Here is a 16,208-nt window from a genome sequence, read left to right as displayed (position 1 = left end):
AGTTTCGTAGATGGACTCACTACGTCAAGAGCAACCCGGCCACCTCGACGAGTCGGTTCAGCGGGTGAAGCGCGCCGCGATCTCCGGACGCCGCGCGAGTTTCTCCGGGTAGCCGGGTCCCATCCGCGCGTGCGTGTCGTCGGCGGTCATCGGCTCACCGCAGTGCGCGCAGACGACCGCGGCCTCGCTCTCGTGCCCGCACCGGTCGTGCTCGAAGACGACGGGCTCGCCCTCCTCGCCGGACAGCCAGCGATTGCCCCAGGCGTTCATGGCGGCGAGCACACCGAAGAAGTCGCGCCCCTTCTCCGTCAGGACGTAGTCGTGGCGCACCGGAGCGGTGTCGTAGACGCGCTTCTCCATCAGCCCGGCCTCGACGAGCCGGCGCAGCCGCTCCGCGAGGGTCGTCCGGGCGATGCCGAGCTCCTGCTGGAACACGTCGAAGCGGGTGATGCCGTAGAACGCCTCGCGCAGCACGAGCGGCGTCCACCAGTCGCCCAGGAGGTCCATGGTGCGGGCGATGGAGCAGGGCCAGTCGGCAAAGGAAGTGCGCCTCATGTCCGTCAGGATACGGACGGGCCCCGGAGAAGGTCTCAGTACAGGACTCGGGACGTGACGTTCACCATGAACCGGGCAGGCCCATTGTGGACGGCCCCCGCACCTGATCACCTGGATCCCTACAACGCACCGAGCTGGAGGCCCCGTTGTTCGCTTCCGTGGACGAAGTCACCACGCGCCTGGCCGGGACCGGCTATCTGGCCTCGCCCGCCGTGGCGACCACCGTCTTCCTGGCCGCCAGGCTCGGCAAGCCGCTGCTCGTCGAGGGCCCGGCGGGCGTGGGCAAGACGGAGCTGGCGAAGGCCGTGGCCGCCATCAGCGACGCCCGCCTGATCCGCCTCCAGTGCTACGAGGGCGTGGACGAGAGCCGCGCGCTCTACGAGTGGAACCACGCCAAGCAGCTGCTGCGCATCACGGCGGGCCGCGACGAGACGTGGGACCAGACCCGTACGGACATCTTCAGCGAGGAGTTCCTGCTCTCCCGCCCGCTGTTGTCGGCGATCCGCGGCGACGACGCGAAGGTCCTGCTCATCGACGAGATGGACAAGGCCGACGTGGAGGTCGAGGGCCTGCTGCTCGAAGTCCTCTCCGACTTCCAGGTGACGGTCCCCGAGCTGGGCACGATCGCCGCCACCCGGCGCCCCTTCGTCGTCCTCACCTCCAACGCGAGCCGCGAGCTGTCGGAGGCGCTGCGCCGCCGCTGCCTCTTCCTCCACATCGGCTTCCCCGAGGAGCAGTTGGAGCGCGACATCGTCGCCCTGAAGGTCCCGGAGCTCGACTCGGTGCTTGCCGAGTCCGTCGTCCGCGTCGTGGGCGCGCTGCGCGCCATGGACCTGCGCAAGGTGCCCTCGGTCGCGGAGACCGTGGACTGGGCGCGCACCCTGCTGACGCTGGGCGCGGACCGCCTCGACGAGGAGGTCGTCCGGGCGTCCCTCGGCGTCGTCCTCAAGCACCAGGAGGACGTGAACACGGCCGCCGCGAAGCTCGACCTGGACGCGGTGTGAGCACCCCCGCACCGGTCGCGGACCGCGTCACCTCGCTGGTACGGGCGCTGCGCGCGCACGGCATCCGGATCGGCACGGGCGAGAGCGTGGACGCGGCGCGGGCGGTGGCGGCGCTCGGCCTCGACAGCCGGGACCACCTGCGCGAGGGCCTGGCCTGCGCGCTCCTGCACGACCAGGGCCAGCGCACGGTCTTCGACCCGGTCTTCGACGTGTACTTCCCGAGCGCGGTGGGCGCACCGGGCGAGGCGGGCCCCGCCGACCGGGACGGCCTGCGCGAGCGCCTCACCGAGGCGCTGGCGGCGAACGACCGCGCGGCGCTGGCCCGCCTGGCGGCCGAGGCGGTGGCCGCGCTGGGCGGCTACGACACGGACGGCTGGTCGTCGCAGCAGACGCTCGACCGGCTGCGCCCGCAGACCCTGCTCGCACCGGTCATGTCGGCGATTCGCGCGGGCGGCAGCGGCCAGTCCGGCGCCTTCACCGACAGGATCGAGGCGGACGAGATCCGCCGCCGCATCGAGGAGTTCCGGGAGGGCGTGCGGGGCGAGGCGCGGCGCCGGGTCGCGGAGGCCCGCGACCGCGACGAACTGGCCCGCCGCATGCCGGTGCGGACACCGGACCGCACTCTGTTCCTCTACGCGGACAAGGCGCAGCTCGCCGAGTTGCGCCGCACGGTCCATCCCCTGGCCCGCAAGCTGGCCACCCGTCTCGCGGCCCGCAGGCGCCGCGCGGCCCGCGGCCACATCGACCTGCGCCGCACGCTGCGCGGTTCGCTGTCGACGGGCGGCGTCCCGATGCGCCCGGTGCTGCGCAGGCGACGTCCGTCGCGTCCGGAACTGGTGCTGCTCTGCGATGTGTCGGGCTCGGTGGCCGGCTTCGCGAACTTCACGATGCTGCTGGTCCAGGCCCTGCACGACCAGTTCAGCAAGATTCGCGTCTTCGCCTTCGTCAACCGGATGGACGAGGTCACCGATCTCATCGCGCACGGCGCCGCGGACGCGGAGGGCCTCGGCGCCCGGATCGCGTCCGAGGCGACGCTGACCGGCTGGCACGGCAGCAGCGACTACGGCACGGCGCTCGGCGAGTTCGTGGAGCGCTACGAGTCCGCGGTCGGCCCGCGCACCACCGTCTTCCTCCTCGGTGACGCCCGCAACAACCAGCAGAACCCGAACCTCCCGGCCCTGCGCCGCATCACCCGCGCCGCCCGCCGCACCTACTGGCTCAACCCGGAGCCCCGATCCCAGTGGGACACGGGCGACTCGGCGGCGTCCACGTACGCGGAGCTGGTGGCGATGCACGAGTGCCGCAACGCCAACCAGCTGAGCGCACTGGTAGGCCGGCTGCTCCCCGTGTAGGGGCCGCGCCTACTTCCGCCTCGTCGTGCGCGGCATCCAGGGCGGTCCCCAGACCAGCGCCAGGGAGAAGAAGGCGCAGGAGATCACGGCGACGAACAGGAGCCGGACGAAGATGCCCGTCTGGCCGAGCAGAGCCACGGACAGAAGTCCCGCACCGACCCACAGCAGCGCACCGATCCCGAAGGCCACCAGGCGCCGGGCTCTGCCGATGGGGGTCCCGGCCGTGCGCGTGACGGGCGTCGTGGACGTCATGGGTGCGGAACCACCCCTCCAGATATAAGTTGAGCAAACTCACCCAAGCGGTGCTCATCAGAATACATGCGCACCTTCTGGACACATGGGCCATTGGTCCCGGACGGAGGCCTGATGCGGGCGGACGGCCGTGACGCGTACTTCGACAACGCCAAGTACCTGGCCATCGTCCTCGTCGCGCTCGGTCACGCCTGGGAACCGCTGCGCGGGGACAGCCGCGTCGCCTCCGCGCTGTACTTCACCGTCTACACGTTCCACATGCCGGCGTTCATCGTGATCTCCGGATACTTCTCTCGGTCGTTCGACGCGAGTCCCCGGCGGATGAAGCGCCTGGTGACGGGCGTACTGGTGCCGTACGTGATCTTCGAGGTCGCGTACTCGTTCTTCAAGCGCACGGTGGGCGACGATCCGCACTACCCGATCACGCTGCTCGACCCCTGGTATCTGACCTGGTTCCTGATCGCGCTGTTCATCTGGCGGATCACCACCCCGCTCTGGAAGATCGTCCGCGCGCCGCTGCCGCTGGCGCTCGCGGTCGCCGTGCTCGCCGCCGTCTCCCCCGACATCGGTGACGACCTGGATCTTCAGCGGGTGCTGCAGTTCCTGCCGTTCTTCGTGCTCGGGCTGTGTCTGCGGCCGGACCACTTCCAGCTGGTGCGGCGCCGCGAGGCCCGCCTGCTGGCCGTTCCCGTGTTCCTGGGTGCGCTGCTCGTCGCGTACTGGGCCTCGCCGCGGATGACGGCCGCCTGGTTCTACCGCCGTGACAGCGCGCAGGAGCTGGGCGCGCCGGGCTGGACGGGTGTGGTGATGACGCTCGCCCTGTTCGGCTGCTCGGTGATCCTGATGGCGTGCTTCTTCGCGTGGGTGCCGGGGCGCCGGCTGTGGTGCACGGCGCTCGGCGCGGGCACCCTGTACGGCTATCTGCTGCACGGCTTCCTGGCGAAGGGCTCCCGCTTCTGGGGCTGGTACGACCACGACTGGGTGCACACGCCGCTCGGCGAGATCACCGTCACCGTGCTCGCGGCGGCGGTCATCACCGCGCTGTGCACGAGACCCGTGCGGTGGCTGTTCCACTGGGCGATGGAGCCCGAGATGGCATGGGCGTTCAAGCGGGACCCCGTCAGGCCGGACGCGGAGCGTCCCGTGCCACCACCCGGAGCGTCCTGAGCGAGGGGTCCGCCGGGTCGGGCACGTTCATGCCGGCCTCGATGCCGGTGCGCAGGTAGGCGACGACCGGTTCGGTGAGCCGCTCCCCCGGCAGCACCGTCGGGATGCCCGGCGGGTACGGGGTGGTCGACTCGGCGGCGATGCGGCCCGCGGCGTCCTCCAGCGGGACCGCCTCGACGGGGCCGAAGTACGCGTCGCGCGGCAGCATGGCCTGCTCCAGGCGGAGGTCGGCCGGTTTCGGCACCGCGACCCGCGGTGCGCCGCTCAGTTCGTGGCGGTGCTCGGCGACGTCCCGCAGGCCGTCGAGGAGCGCGGCGAGCGTCGCCGGGGAGTCGGCGTGGGTGAGCTGGGCCTCGACCCTGCGGTGGTCGGCGATGTGCAGGTCGAGGGCGCGGTGGGCGCGCAGCCAGTCCGCGACGCGGTAACCGGTGGTGTCGAGGTCCGCAACGTCGATGAGGACGGGCAGCGGATCGAGGTCGTGGGCGAGGCCGGGGCCCGTGAGGTCCTCGCGCCCGTACACGTGCAGTCCGTCGATCGCGTCGATGGCCCGCCGGGCCCGCGCCGCCAGGTCGAGGGCGTCGTCGAGGAGCTCGCGGCCGTGCAGCCGCATCTGGCGGCGCCAGCCGTCGAGGCCCGCGTAGATGAGCACGGAGGGGCTGGTGGTGCCGAGCAGATCGGCCCGGGAGGTCAGCGTGGCCGGGTCGATGAGGTCGCCGCGCAGATGGAAGACCGAGCCCTGCTCCAGGCCGCTGCCCATCTTGTGGATGCTGGTGACGCAGACGTCGGCGCCCGCGTCCATCGCCCACGTCGGCAGGTCCGGGTGGAACGGCAGATGCGCGCCCCACGCCTCGTCGACGATCAGCGGCTTTCCGCGCGCGTGGCAGACCTCGGCGAGCGTCCGGAGGTCGGCGCAGCTCCCGTACGGGGTGGGGCTGGTGACCAGGGCGCCGCGCGCGTCGGGGTGGCGGGCGAAGGCCTCCTCGTACGTCTGCGGCGACGGCGGGTGCGCGAGGCCGCGCTCGGCGTCCCACTGCGGTTCGACCCACACGGGGTCGATGCCGCACAGGATCAGCCCGCTCACCACGGACTTGTGGACGTCGCGCCCGATGAGCAGCCGCTCGCCGGGACCGGCGACGCTCAGCATCGCGGCCTTGACCGACAGGGAGCTGCCGCACGTGGTGAAGAAGGTGTGGTCGGCATGGACCGCGTCGGCCATCAGCTTTTCGGCGCGCAGCAGGACGTGGCCGCGCATCCGGCGGTCGTCGAGGCCGCCGTTCGCGAGCACGTCGGAGTGGAACACGGCGTCGCCGAGCACTCTCCTGGCCTGCTCGTCGGCGCCCCGCGCCTGTTTGTGACCGGGCGGCGTGAAGGCGAGCCTGCCGTGCGCGTGGTAGGAGTCCAGGGCTTCCAGAAGGGGGGCGGAGGTGTGGTCCATGGGAGCCGGGTACCGGGTGTGTGGCCTGTTCATTCCACCGCGGCTCTATTCATTCCACCTCCGTGGGGCCCCCGTATCTGCGGCAGATGTTCCGTGCGAGGTGACGGGTCCTGACGTGAGCGGTCCGCGTCGACACGAGGCGTGAGCGGCCCCCGCTCGGGCACTCGTGCGGCATGACCGAGACTTCGGAACCCAAGGACCCGACGGAGCTGCCGGCGCGGTCCTGGTGGGCCGTCCTGCGGCGCACCGGCAAGGAGTTCGTCGACGACGGCCTGCCCGACCGGGCGGCCGCCCTGACCTACTACGGAGTCCTCTCCCTCTTCCCCGCGCTGCTCGTCCTGGTGTCCACGCTCGGGGTGATCGGCGAGCGGGCGACGCAGGGCGCCCTGAACAACCTGCGCCATCTCACGCCGGGTCCGGTACGCGATCTGCTGAACGACGCGGTACGGCAGTTGCAGGACGTGGGCGGAGCCAGCGGGGCGGTCGCGGTGGTGAGTCTGCTCGTGGCCGTCTGGTCGGCCTCGGGGTACGTCGCCGCGTTCATCCGCACCTCGAACGCCGTGTACGACACGCCGGAGGGGCGCCCGGTGTGGAAGCTGGGGCCCCTGCGGATCGCGCTGACCCTCACGTTGATGGTGCTGATGGTGCTGAGCGCGACCATCGTCGTGTTCACCGGTCCGCTGGCCAAGCGCGCGGGCGACGCGCTCGGGGTGGGCGACGCGGCGCTTCTGACGTGGAATGTCGCGAAGTGGCCGGTGCTGCTGGTCCTGGTGGTCCTGATGGTGGCCCTGCTGTTCTGGCGCGCCCCCAACGTGCACGGCCCCGGCTTCCGTTGGCTGAGCCCCGGCAGCTTCCTCGCCGTGCTGCTGTGGATCGCGGCCTCCGGCGGCTTCGCCCTGTACGTGGCCGGGTTCGGCTCGTACAACAAGACGTACGGCGCCCTGGCGGGCGCCGTCGTCTTCCTGATCTGGATGTGGCTGTCGAATCTGGCGCTGCTGCTCGGCCTGGAATTCGACGCCGAACTGGCCCGGCAGCGCGCCATCAGCAGCGGCCACCCCGAGGGCGAGGAGCCGTACACCGAGCCGCGCGACACCCGCAAGTGGCCGGCGCGGCTGCGGCGCCGGATGGCCTGGCGCCGCCGGCCGACGTAGCGAAGGCGGCTAGACCGCGCCGTCACCGTGGATCGCGCCCTCGCCGCCGCGCAGCGGCAGTCCGCTCCCGCCCCGGCGCGCCGAGACGATCTCCGCGCCGATCGACACGGCGGTCTCCTCCGGCGTACGGCCGCCGATGTCGAGACCTATCGGGGAGTTGAGCCGGTCCAATTCGGCCTCGGTCAGTCCCGCCTCGCGCAGCCGCTCCGTCCGGTCGTCGTGCGTGCGCCGCGAGCCCATCGCGCCGACGTACGCGACCGGCAGCCGCAGCGCCACCTCGAGGAGCGGCACGTCGAACTTGGCGTCGTGGGTGAGGACACAGAGCACCGTGCGCTCGTCCGTCGCCGTCGAACGCAGATAGCGGTCGGGCCACTCCACGACCACCTCGTCCGCCTCCGGGAAACGGGCCGGCGTGGCGAAGACGCCACGCGCGTCGCAGAGGGTGACGTGGAAGCCGAGCAGCTTGCCGACCTTGACGAGCGCGCCCGCGAAGTCCACCGCCCCGAACACGATCATCCGGGCGGGCGGCACGCTCGACTCCACGAACAGGGTCACGTCCCCCTCGCAGCGCGCCTTGCTCTGCGGCACCTCGCACAGCCCGGTCCTGCCGAGGTCGAGGAACGCGCGGGCCTGCGCGGCGAGCCCGGCGTCGTCCCCCGACTCCAGGGCGCCCTCGTACGAACCGTCGGGGCGCACCATCAACAGGCCGCCGGTGGAAACGACTTCGCCGGGTCCTTCGAGGACGCGGGCGAGCGCGACCGCCTCGCCGCGGGCCGCGACGGCGAGCGCCGCGAGCACCGCAGGCCGGGACGGCGAGTCGAGGCGCACCGGTTCGACGTGCACCTCGACCACTCCGCCGCAGGTCAGGCCCACGGCGAAGGCGTCGTCGTCGCTGTAGCCGAACCGCTCGCGGGCCGGGGCCCGGTCCGCGAGGGCCTGGACGCACAGTTCGTAGACGGCGCCCTCCACACAGCCGCCGGACACCGAACCGATGACCTCGCCCGCCGTGTCGACGGCGAGGGCCGCGCCGGGCGGCCGGGGCGCGCTGCCGCTCACCGAGACGACGGTGGCGACAGCGAACTCCCGGCCCTGCGCGGCCCATTCGCTCAGTTCGGAGGCCAGATCAAGCATGGTCGCGCCGCGCCTCCGCGAGGAGGATCCGGTCGGGCCGCAGCGGCAGGTCGCGGTGGCGCACACCGGTCGCGTGCCACACGGCGTTGCCGATCGCGGCGGCCGTGCCGACGATGCCGATCTCGCCGACGCCCTTGATGCCGACGGGGTCGTCCGGGTCGGTGTCGTCGACCCAGTGCGCCTCGACGACGGGCACGTCCGCGTTGGCGGCGACGTGGTAGCCCGCGAAGTCGGCGCCGACGTGCCCGCCGCTCTCCGCGTCCCGCACGGCCTCCTCGTGCAGCGCCATGGAGATGCCCCACGTCATGCCGCCCACCAACTGGCTGCGCGCGGTGAGCGGGTTGATGATGCGGCCCGCGGAGAACACGCCCAGCAGGCGCCGCACCCGCACCTCGCCACTGGTGACGTCGACGGCGACCTCGGCGAACTGCGCGCCGTACGAGTAGCGCTCCTTCTGCGCGAGGGCGCCGACCAGTTCGGTGGTGTCGGTGCGGACGGTGAGGCCCTCGGCCGGGATGTCGGCGGTCGGGGACACGCGGTCGCGCAGTTCCCGGCTGGCCGCCATCACGGCCCAGCCCCACGAGCGCGTGCCCATGGAACCGCCGGAGACCCACGCCTGACCGAAGTCGCTGTCGGCGATCCGCACCCGGACCAGACCCTGGTCGACGCCGAGTTCGTCGGCGGCGATCTGGGTCAGCGCGGTGCGGGCGCCGGTGCCGACGTCGGCCGCCGTGATCCGGACGGTGAACGTGCCGTCGTGCTCGGCGGTCACCGAGGCCGTCGACGGGGCGACACCGGACGGGAACGAGCAGGCGGCCACGCCCGTGCCGAGGAGCCAGCGGCCCTCGCGGCGCACGCGCGGTCGCGGGTCGCGTCCCTCCCAGCCGAAGCGGCGGGCGCCGTCCTCGTAGCAGCCGAGGAGATTGCGGCTGCTGAAGGGCAGCCCCGAGACGGGACCGACGTCCGGCTCGTTGCGCACGCGCAGCGCGACCGGGTCCATGCCGAGCTTCTCGGCCAGCTCGTCGAGCGCCGACTCGACGGCGTACGAGCCGGGGGCCTCGCCGGGCGCCCGGACGAACGTCGGGGTCGGCAGGTCCACGGGCACCACGCGGTTGACGGAAGTGTGCGCGTCCGACGCGTACATCACCCGCGCGTACCCGGCGCTCGCCTCGACGAACTCGCGGATGTTCGAGGTGAGGCTCTGCGCGTCGTGCCCGAGGGCGCGCAGCCGTCCGTCGGCGTCGGCGCCGAGCCGGACTCGCTGCGTGGTGGGGCTGCGGTAGCCGGTGAGCGCGAAGACCTGGCGGCGCGTCATGGCGAGCCGGACGGGCCGCTGGAGCTGGGTCGCGGCCATCACGGCGGCGACGTGGTGGGAGCGGACGAGCTTGCCGCCGAAGGCGCCGCCGACGTGCTCGGAGACGACGCGGACGGCCGACGGGTCGAGCGAGAACAGCTGCGCCAGTTCGTCGGCGACCGCCTTGCTGCCCTGGTTGGCGTCGTACACCTCCAGGCGGCCCTCGTCCCAGCGCACGGTCACGGCGTGCGGTTCCATGGCGCCGTGGTGCGTCTCGGGGGTGGTGTAGCGGGCGTCCACGACGGCGGCGGACGCGGCGAGTTCGGCCTCCAGGTCGCCCTTGCTCGCCTCCGAGCCCTCGGGGGCGTAGGTGCCGGGGCGGTCGGCCTCGAAGGCGATGTCGTGCGGCTCGGTGTCGTACTCGACGACGAGCGCCTCCGCGGCCTCCCGCGCCTGCTCGGACGTCTCGGCGACGACGAGCGCGACGGGCCAGCCCGCGTGCAGCACCTTGTCGTGCTGGAAGACGTGCAGGATGCCGTCGGGCGGGCCGAACATGCCCATGTACTCGGTGTTGATCCGCGGCGCGTTGCCGTGGTGCAGGACGGCGAGGACGCCGGGCATGGCGCGCACGGCCTCGTCGCCGACCGAGCGGATCCGGCCGCGCGCGACGTCGGAGAGTACGAGCCAGCCGTGCGCGAGGTCGGTGAACGGGAACTCGCCCGCGTAGCGCGCGGCCCCCGTGACCTTCTCACGGCCCTCGATCCGGCTGCGCCCGACGCCCACGGAGTCCGGTGCCGTGGTGCCGGTCGCTGTGGTGGTCGTCGTCATCGGGTGTCCTCCGAGCCGAGTTCGATGAGCATCGAAACGATCAGATTGCGCATCAGGGGAACCTTGTACGCGCTGTCGGGCAAGGGCTTCGCCGCCGCGAGCTCCGCGTCGGCCGCCGCCGCGTAGCTCACGCCGTCGGCGGGCTGCCCGATCAGCGCGGCCTCCGCGGCGCGGGCCCGCCACGGACGGGAGGCGACCGCGCCGAGCGCGATCCGCGCGTCCCGTACGACACCGTCCTGTACGTCGACGGCGACGGCCGCGGAGCCGATGGCGAAGGCGTACGAGGCGCGCTCGCGGACCTTGCGGTACGCGGAGTGCGCCGCGACGGGCGCGGGCGGCAGGGTGACGCCGGTGATCAGCGCCCCGGCCGGCAGAGCGGTCTCCAGGTGCGGGGTGTCGCCGACGGGCCGGTAGAAGTCGGCGAGCGGCAACTCCCCGCTTCCCTCGGCGGTTTCGTACTCGACGGAGGCGTCGAAGGCGGCCAGCGCGACGCCCATGTCGGAGGGGTGCACGGCCACGCAGTGCTCGCTCGCGCCGAGGATCGCGTGGTTGCGGTGCTCGCCCTCGACGGCCGGGCAGCCGCTGCCGGGCTTTCGCTTGTTGCAGGGCTTGCTGACGTCGGTGAAGTAGCCGCAGCGGGTGCGCTGGAGCAGATTTCCGCCGACGGTGGCCATGTTGCGCAGCTGCCCGGAGGCCCCGGCGAGCACGGCCTGCGCCAACGCCGGGTAGCGGCGGCGCACTTCGGGATGTGCGGCGAGGTCGCTGTTGGTGACGGTGGCGCCGATGCGGAGCCCGCCGTCGGCCGTCACCTCGATGGTGTCGAGCGGGAGTTCCCGCACGTCGACGAGGCGCGCGGGGCGCTCCACGCCGATCTTCATCAGGTCGACGAGGTTGGTGCCGCCGCCGAGGAAGCGCGCCTCGGGGTCGGCGCCGAGCACGGCGACCGCACCGGAGACGTCGGACGCCCGCTCGTATCCGAACTCCTTCACGCCACGGTCTCCTTCGCCTCGTCGCCTGACTGTTCGGCGGCCTTGGCCACCGCTCGCACGATCGACACGTACGCGCCGCAGCGGCACAGGTTTCCGCTCATCCGTTCCCTGATCTCCTCCGGGGTCAGCGGCGGCGGGCCCGCCTCGGGCCGTACGTCGTCGGTGGCGGCGGACGGCCAGCCCGCGGCGTGCTCGTCGAGGACGGCGAGGGCCGAACAGATCTGGCCGGGCGTGCAGTAGCCGCACTGGTAGCCGTCCAGCTCGACGAACGCCTCCTGCACCGGGTGCAGTTGGCCGTCCGCGCGCGCGACGCCCTCGATGGTGGTGATCTCTCGGCCCTCCGCGGCGACCGCGAACTGCAGGCAGGACACGGTCCTGCGCCCGTCGACGAGCACCGTGCAGGCCCCGCACTGCCCCTGGTCGCAGCCCTTCTTCGTGCCGGTCAGGTCGAGCCGCTCGCGCAGGGCGTCGAGCAGCGTGGTGCGGTGGTCGACGGGCAGCGTGTGCTTCTCCCCGTTGATGTTCAGGGTGACGACGCTGGACGTGGACACGGAGGACACGGTGGTGCCGCCGATGTCGGCTGATGACATGTGTGCAGCCTTCTTTCGCGTGTCTGGTACGTGGAGAATCGGCGCTGTACGAAGGACGGGAGCGGACCGGACCCGTGTGCGACCCGGCCCGGCACCCACTAGGGTGTCGACCCTAACCGGACAACTGTCCGTTCAACGGGACACGAACGTAGTGGACAACTGTCCGCTCAGCAAGCACTATTCCCCGCCACGGCCGAAGGAGGAGAACTCGCGTGGGGCACTCGAAGAACCCGGCCGCGCTGCGCTCGGACGCGCAGCGCAATCGCGAGCGCATCCTCGAGGTGGCCCTGGCCGAGTTGACGCGCTCAGCGGACACACCGTTGAGCGCGATCGCGAAGAAGGCGGGCGTCGGGCAGGGCACGTTCTACCGCAACTTCCCCAGCCGTGAGGCGCTCGTCCTCGAGGTGTACCGCTACGAGGTGGAGCAGGTCGCCGACGCGGCCTGCGAGTTGCTGTGCGGCCGCCCGCCGGAGCTGGCGCTGCGCGAGTGGATGGACCGGCTCGCCCAGTACGCGATGGCCAAGGCGGGCCTCGCGGACGCGCTGCGCGAGGCGACGAGCGCGCGCGGCACGATGAAGCAGGTGGCCCACGGCCCCCTGACCGAGGCCGTCACCCACCTCCTGGACGCCAACGAGAAGGCCGGCACGATCCGCCCCGGCGTCACCCCGGACGACTTCATGCTGGCGATCGCGGGCCTGTGGCTGATCGACCCGCGGGGCGACTGGCAGGCACGGGCGGGACGACTGCTCGACCTGGTGATGGACGGGCTGCGGGCGGGGGCGCCCGGGGCGGAACGCTAGGACCGCTTGCGGGGCTTGCCGCCCTTGGCGTTCTTGGCGTTCTTTCCCGGCTTGTTGGCGCTCCTCTTCGACTGCGGCTTCCCGTCCTGGCGGATGCGGCCCGGCTTCACGAAGGGCTTCTTCCCCGGCTGCTGCGGCTTCTTCTTGGGTTCCTTCTTCTCGGGCTCCGCCTGCGTACGGCCCCGCGAGCTGTTCACCGTGCGGCCGCGCACGATGCCGATGAAGTCCTCGACCCGGTCCGTGGTGCGCTCCTCCGGCCAGGCGAGCACCACGCTCGACTCCGGGGCGTCGGTGACCGTGCGGTAGGTGAGGTCGCGGCGGTGGTGCAGGCGGGCGAGCGACATCGGGACGACGAGCAGGCCCACGCCCGCGGCGACCAGCTCGATCGCGTCGGCCGTGGTGGCGGGGCGCTCGAAGGCGGGCTGGCCCGGCGGCCGCTCCCAGCCGAGTACGTCGTCGAGCGGGTGCTGCACGATCTCGTCGGCGAGGTCGGCGAGCGTGACCTCGTCGGCGGCGGTCACGAGGTGGTCCTTCGGGACCACGACCACGGTCTTCTCCGTGTAGAGCGGGATCGCGCTGAAGTACGTGCGGTCGACGGGCAGCCGCACCAGGCCCGCGTCGGCGTCCCCGCGGCGCAGCGCGTCGAACGCCTCCGTGGCGGTCACCTGGAGGAGGTCGAGCGGCACGGCGGGCATGCGCTCGCGCCAGATCCGCACCCACTTGGCGGGCGTGGCCCCGGGAACGTAGGCCAGCCGGAAGCCGGGGTCCGGGAGCGGTGCGGGGGTTTCTTGCGTGCCTGTCACGCCGCAAGGCTACCGGCCGTGGTCAGCGCCGTCCGTCACGCTCGATACCCTTGACCTCATGAGTTCGCACCAGAGCACCCAGACCATGAAGCCCGCGACCGCGGCGAAGAAGCTGGGTGTGTACCTCGAGGCCACGCCCGCCGAGTTCCAGGAGGGCGTCGTCTCGCGCGCCGAGCTGACCGCGCTGCAGGCCGAGCCGCCGCAGTGGCTCGTCGACCTGCGCGCGAACGGACCGCACCCGCGCCCCGTCGTCGCGCAGAAGCTGGGCGTCTCCATCTCGGGGCTGGCCCGCGGCGGCGTCACGGAGGCGCTGACCACGGAGCAGATCGAGGCCATCAAGGCCGAGAACCCCGAGTGGCTGCAGACGGAGCGGGCCACGCAGGCCGACGTCCGCAAGGAGAACGTCCGCGTGAAGAAGCTCCACGCGGAACAGGCGGAGAAGCGGGCGCAGCGCGAGGGCTGACCGGGTGGGGCGTTGCGGTCTACGTTCGGCCTGCGCCCCACCGCACGGGGCTCCGCCCCGGACCCCGCTGCTCAAGCGCCGCAGGGGCTTGAATTGCCCGCCACGGCGCCCCGAGGGAGGACGACCAGCGCCCCCGCCAGGGCGAGCGCCCCGCACACCACCCCGCTCGCCGCGACCCAGCCGCCCGCCGACACCAGCGGAGCCGCCAGCGCCGCGCCGAGGGCGCCCGCCAGGAAGTACAGGAGCAGGTAGACCCCGCTGAGGCTGCCGCTGCGGCGTGGGTCGATGGACAGGACGCGGGTCTGGTTCGCGGCCTGCGCCGTGAAGCAGCCCGCGTCGACCAGGGCGAGGCCCGCGGCCGTCACCACGGGCCGGTCGAGCCCCGTGCACAGCAGCCCCGCCCCGGCGGCCGCGACCACCATGGACCCGGCGATCACCGCCCGCGGCGCGTACCGGTCCCCAAGGCGTCCGGCCACCGGCAACGCCGCGAATCCGAGCGCCCCGGCCAGGCTGTAGAGCCCGATGGCCGCGGCATCGAGCCCGTACGGCGGCTGCGCGAGCCGCACCGTGAGCGCGACCCAGACGAGGCTGAAGGCCAGGTACCAGAGGCTGCCGCTGAGCACGGCGAGCCGCAGGGCCGGGTGCCGCCGCAGCAGCCCGGGCATCGCGGCGAGCGTGCCGAGGTACCCGCCCTCATCGCCTTCGGGCCGCTCCCCCGGCACGAGCGTGCCGAGGTACCCGCCCTCATCGCCTTCGGGCCGCTCCCCCGGCAGCCGCGCCAGGGCCACCGCCCCGCACACCACCACGAGCCCCGCGAACACAAGCAGCATCCCCCGCCAGCCGAGCGCCTCCGCGAGCGCGCCACCGACGAGCCGGCTGAGCAGGATCCCGGCCGACATGCCCGCCGCGACGCCCGCGACGGCCGTCCCGCGCCGCTCCCCCGGCACCCCGCGCCCGGCGATCGTGGACGCCATCGCGCTGACGCTCGCCCCGGCGCCCACCAGCACGTACGCGAGGAGCAGCACGCCGAGGCCGGGCGCGGAGGCGGCGAGCAGCAGGCCCGCCGTGAGCAGCCCGAGCTGCCCCGCGACGAGCCGCCGGGGCGCCGCGCGGTCCGTGAGCGGCAGCAGGAACGCGAATCCGGCGATGCACCCGACCAGCGCGGCCGTGGTGACGAGGCCGACGGCGGACGCGGAGGTGCCCGTGTCGCGGGCGACGTCGCCGAGCGCGGGCTGGATCGCGTAGTTGTTGGCGAGCGCCACCCCGGCGGTGCAGGAGAGCACGGCGACGCCGCCGCGCGGCAGCCTCACGGCGTCTCGTCGCGCACGAGCACCACGGCGTAACGGCAGTCGCGTTCCGTGGAGTTGGCGAAGACGCAGGCGGTGGGCGGGCCGAGTTCGACGGTGTCGCCCGCGTCGAGTTCGTGCACCTCGTCGCCCTCGTGGAACGTGAGGTGTCCTTCGAGCACCCAGATGATCTGCCGGTGGAACGCGAACGCGGCGGCCGGGTACGGGACCTCCGCCCCGGCCGGGAGCCGGACCTCGGCCACCTCCGCCGGGAAGCCGGGTCCCGACACCTGCCGTCGCACGTATCCGGTCTCGGGGTCGTGCCAGTGCGGCGCCCCCTCCGCGCGCCGCACCCGCTCCCCGGCCGCGGCGGGCCCGGGCTCCGGGTCCGGATCGATCAGCGTAGCCACGCTCAGCCGGAAGGCCGCCGACAGCTTGCCGAGGATCACCGCGCTCGGACTGCTCTCGCCGCGCTCGATCCGGTGGATCATCGCCCGCGACACCCCGGACTCCTCGGCCAGCTCCGCAAGGGTCCAGCGGCGCCGGTCGCGCTCCGCGCGGATCCGGGCGCCGATCCGCTCCACCAGGGGGTCTACGATATTGGACATGGATCCAATGTCGGGTACCGGGTGTTCGACGAGTGGCCCACCTGGCGCTACGAGCCCTACCGACGGCCTGATCTGCAAGTTCCTGGAATCGAGTCGGCCGTAGTTACCCCGTGGTTGCACTCTGGTTTCCCGCTTCGGTTCCCATTCGTTTCCCACTCTGTTGGCCGTGACTTGCCTGAATCCCGGACAACCTCTCACGGCACCATGTAGACACACACAGAACCGGGGCCGGACCCCTGCACCCTTGGAGGCGGACGGGGCCCGACCCCGGCCTGTGCTCAACGAGCGACCCGACCGCCAATCACCATCGGAACGGGTGATTGATCGGCACATACAGGGCCGCCGGGCGCCTCCCGCTCCGCCTTCAAGGGGTACGGCGGACGCAGACACCCAACGGGATCCCGCACACTGCCGAACGGCATCCCGAATTCTCATCGCAGTTGCTTCTGGCATAGGCCAGCATGCCGGTGACCTTTGGATATATCCAGCCAACTGCTGTC

At 72.6% G+C, this 16,208-nt stretch carries 16 protein-coding genes; 6 read left to right on the top strand and 10 right to left on the bottom strand.

Translation table 11 applies throughout. The features are described 5' to 3' along the window. Window positions 1–57 precede the first annotated feature (57 nt). The gene (locus ACY34M_RS15050) at window positions 58–555 is read right to left on the bottom strand and encodes a winged helix-turn-helix transcriptional regulator (RefSeq protein ID WP_462718139.1); all 498 of its coding nucleotides are present in this window, start codon (window positions 553–555) and stop codon (window positions 58–60) included. 146 nt (window positions 556–701) lie between these two features. Here ACY34M_RS15050 and ACY34M_RS15045 point away from each other — a divergent pair, with 146 nt between their 5' ends. Continuing rightward, a complete protein-coding gene (locus ACY34M_RS15045) occupies window positions 702–1,559 on the top strand; it encodes an AAA family ATPase (protein WP_462718138.1) in 858 nt (285 codons plus the stop codon). After that, complete coding sequence (locus ACY34M_RS15040) at window positions 1,556–2,911, top strand: vWA domain-containing protein (RefSeq protein WP_462718137.1); 1,356 nt, start codon at window positions 1,556–1,558, stop codon at window positions 2,909–2,911. The genes ACY34M_RS15045 and ACY34M_RS15040 overlap by 4 nt, the downstream gene beginning before the upstream one ends. A 9-nt stretch (window positions 2,912–2,920) precedes the next feature. Here the strand turns inward: ACY34M_RS15040 and ACY34M_RS15035 are convergent, their stop codons facing one another. Continuing rightward, a complete protein-coding gene (locus ACY34M_RS15035) occupies window positions 2,921–3,163 on the bottom strand; it encodes a hypothetical protein (protein ID WP_462718136.1) in 243 nt (80 codons plus the stop codon). Window positions 3,164–3,277: 114 nt separating this feature from the next. On the opposite strand from ACY34M_RS15035, the gene ACY34M_RS15030 reads away from it, so the two are divergent. Further along, entirely contained in the window at window positions 3,278–4,330 is a 1,053-nt protein-coding gene (locus ACY34M_RS15030; protein WP_462718135.1) for an acyltransferase family protein, read from the top strand. Here ACY34M_RS15030 and ACY34M_RS15025 read toward each other — a convergent pair. Continuing rightward, on the bottom strand, window positions 4,284–5,765 hold the full coding sequence (locus ACY34M_RS15025) for an aminotransferase class I/II-fold pyridoxal phosphate-dependent enzyme (RefSeq protein ID WP_462718134.1): 1,482 nt from the start codon (window positions 5,763–5,765) through the stop codon (window positions 4,284–4,286). The genes ACY34M_RS15030 and ACY34M_RS15025 overlap by 47 nt on opposite strands. Window positions 5,766–5,938: 173 nt before the next feature. Between ACY34M_RS15025 and ACY34M_RS15020 the strand changes: the two genes are divergently transcribed. Then, window positions 5,939–6,916 (top strand): YihY/virulence factor BrkB family protein, encoded by a 978-nt coding sequence (locus tag ACY34M_RS15020; RefSeq protein ID WP_462718133.1) that lies wholly within the window; start codon window positions 5,939–5,941, stop codon window positions 6,914–6,916. Between the two features lie 9 nt (window positions 6,917–6,925). On the opposite strand, the gene ACY34M_RS15015 is transcribed toward ACY34M_RS15020, so the two are convergent. Genes ACY34M_RS15015 through ACY34M_RS15000 form a run of 4 tightly spaced genes read right to left on the bottom strand, consistent with a single transcriptional unit; the run spans window position 6,926 to window position 11,748 of the window. Then, on the bottom strand, window positions 6,926–8,047 hold the full coding sequence (locus ACY34M_RS15015; RefSeq protein ID WP_462718132.1) for an XdhC family protein: 1,122 nt from the start codon (window positions 8,045–8,047) through the stop codon (window positions 6,926–6,928). Beyond that, complete coding sequence (locus ACY34M_RS15010; RefSeq protein WP_462718131.1) at window positions 8,040–10,169, bottom strand: xanthine dehydrogenase family protein molybdopterin-binding subunit; 2,130 nt, start codon at window positions 10,167–10,169, stop codon at window positions 8,040–8,042. Before ACY34M_RS15010 ends, ACY34M_RS15015 begins: the two co-directional genes overlap by 8 nt. Continuing rightward, entirely contained in the window at window positions 10,166–11,158 is a 993-nt protein-coding gene (locus tag ACY34M_RS15005) for an FAD binding domain-containing protein (RefSeq protein WP_462718130.1), read from the bottom strand. Before ACY34M_RS15005 ends, ACY34M_RS15010 begins: the two co-directional genes overlap by 4 nt. After that, a complete protein-coding gene (locus ACY34M_RS15000) occupies window positions 11,155–11,748 on the bottom strand; it encodes a (2Fe-2S)-binding protein (RefSeq protein ID WP_462718129.1) in 594 nt (197 codons plus the stop codon). The genes ACY34M_RS15005 and ACY34M_RS15000 overlap by 4 nt, the downstream gene beginning before the upstream one ends. A 212-nt stretch (window positions 11,749–11,960) precedes the next feature. Between ACY34M_RS15000 and ACY34M_RS14995 the strand changes: the two genes are divergently transcribed. Further along, on the top strand, window positions 11,961–12,548 hold the full coding sequence (locus tag ACY34M_RS14995; protein ID WP_462718128.1) for a TetR/AcrR family transcriptional regulator: 588 nt from the start codon (window positions 11,961–11,963) through the stop codon (window positions 12,546–12,548). Here ACY34M_RS14995 and ACY34M_RS14990 read toward each other — a convergent pair. Continuing rightward, complete coding sequence (locus ACY34M_RS14990; RefSeq protein WP_462718127.1) at window positions 12,545–13,351, bottom strand: LysR family substrate-binding domain-containing protein; 807 nt, start codon at window positions 13,349–13,351, stop codon at window positions 12,545–12,547. The genes ACY34M_RS14995 and ACY34M_RS14990 overlap by 4 nt on opposite strands. A 58-nt stretch (window positions 13,352–13,409) precedes the next feature. Between ACY34M_RS14990 and ACY34M_RS14985 the strand changes: the two genes are divergently transcribed. Continuing rightward, complete coding sequence (locus tag ACY34M_RS14985) at window positions 13,410–13,814, top strand: DUF5997 family protein (RefSeq protein ID WP_462718126.1); 405 nt, start codon at window positions 13,410–13,412, stop codon at window positions 13,812–13,814. Window positions 13,815–13,885: 71 nt separating this feature from the next. On the opposite strand, the gene ACY34M_RS14980 is transcribed toward ACY34M_RS14985, so the two are convergent. Together ACY34M_RS14980 and ACY34M_RS14975 are read right to left on the bottom strand one after the other, a co-directional pair. Further along, a complete protein-coding gene (locus ACY34M_RS14980; protein ID WP_462718125.1) occupies window positions 13,886–15,124 on the bottom strand; it encodes an MFS transporter in 1,239 nt (412 codons plus the stop codon). Continuing rightward, window positions 15,121–15,708 carry a helix-turn-helix domain-containing protein gene (locus ACY34M_RS14975; RefSeq protein WP_462718124.1) on the bottom strand — a complete coding sequence of 196 codons (588 nt, stop codon included), beginning with the start codon at window positions 15,706–15,708 and terminating at the stop codon, window positions 15,121–15,123. Before ACY34M_RS14975 ends, ACY34M_RS14980 begins: the two co-directional genes overlap by 4 nt. Between the last annotated feature and the right edge of the window lie 500 nt (window positions 15,709–16,208).

The sequence above is a fragment of the Streptomyces sp. EDA2-14 genome (genome assembly GCF_054963755.1).
The sequence above is the reverse complement of the archived record's forward strand: the minus strand, read 5'-3'. Positions and strand labels throughout refer to the sequence as shown.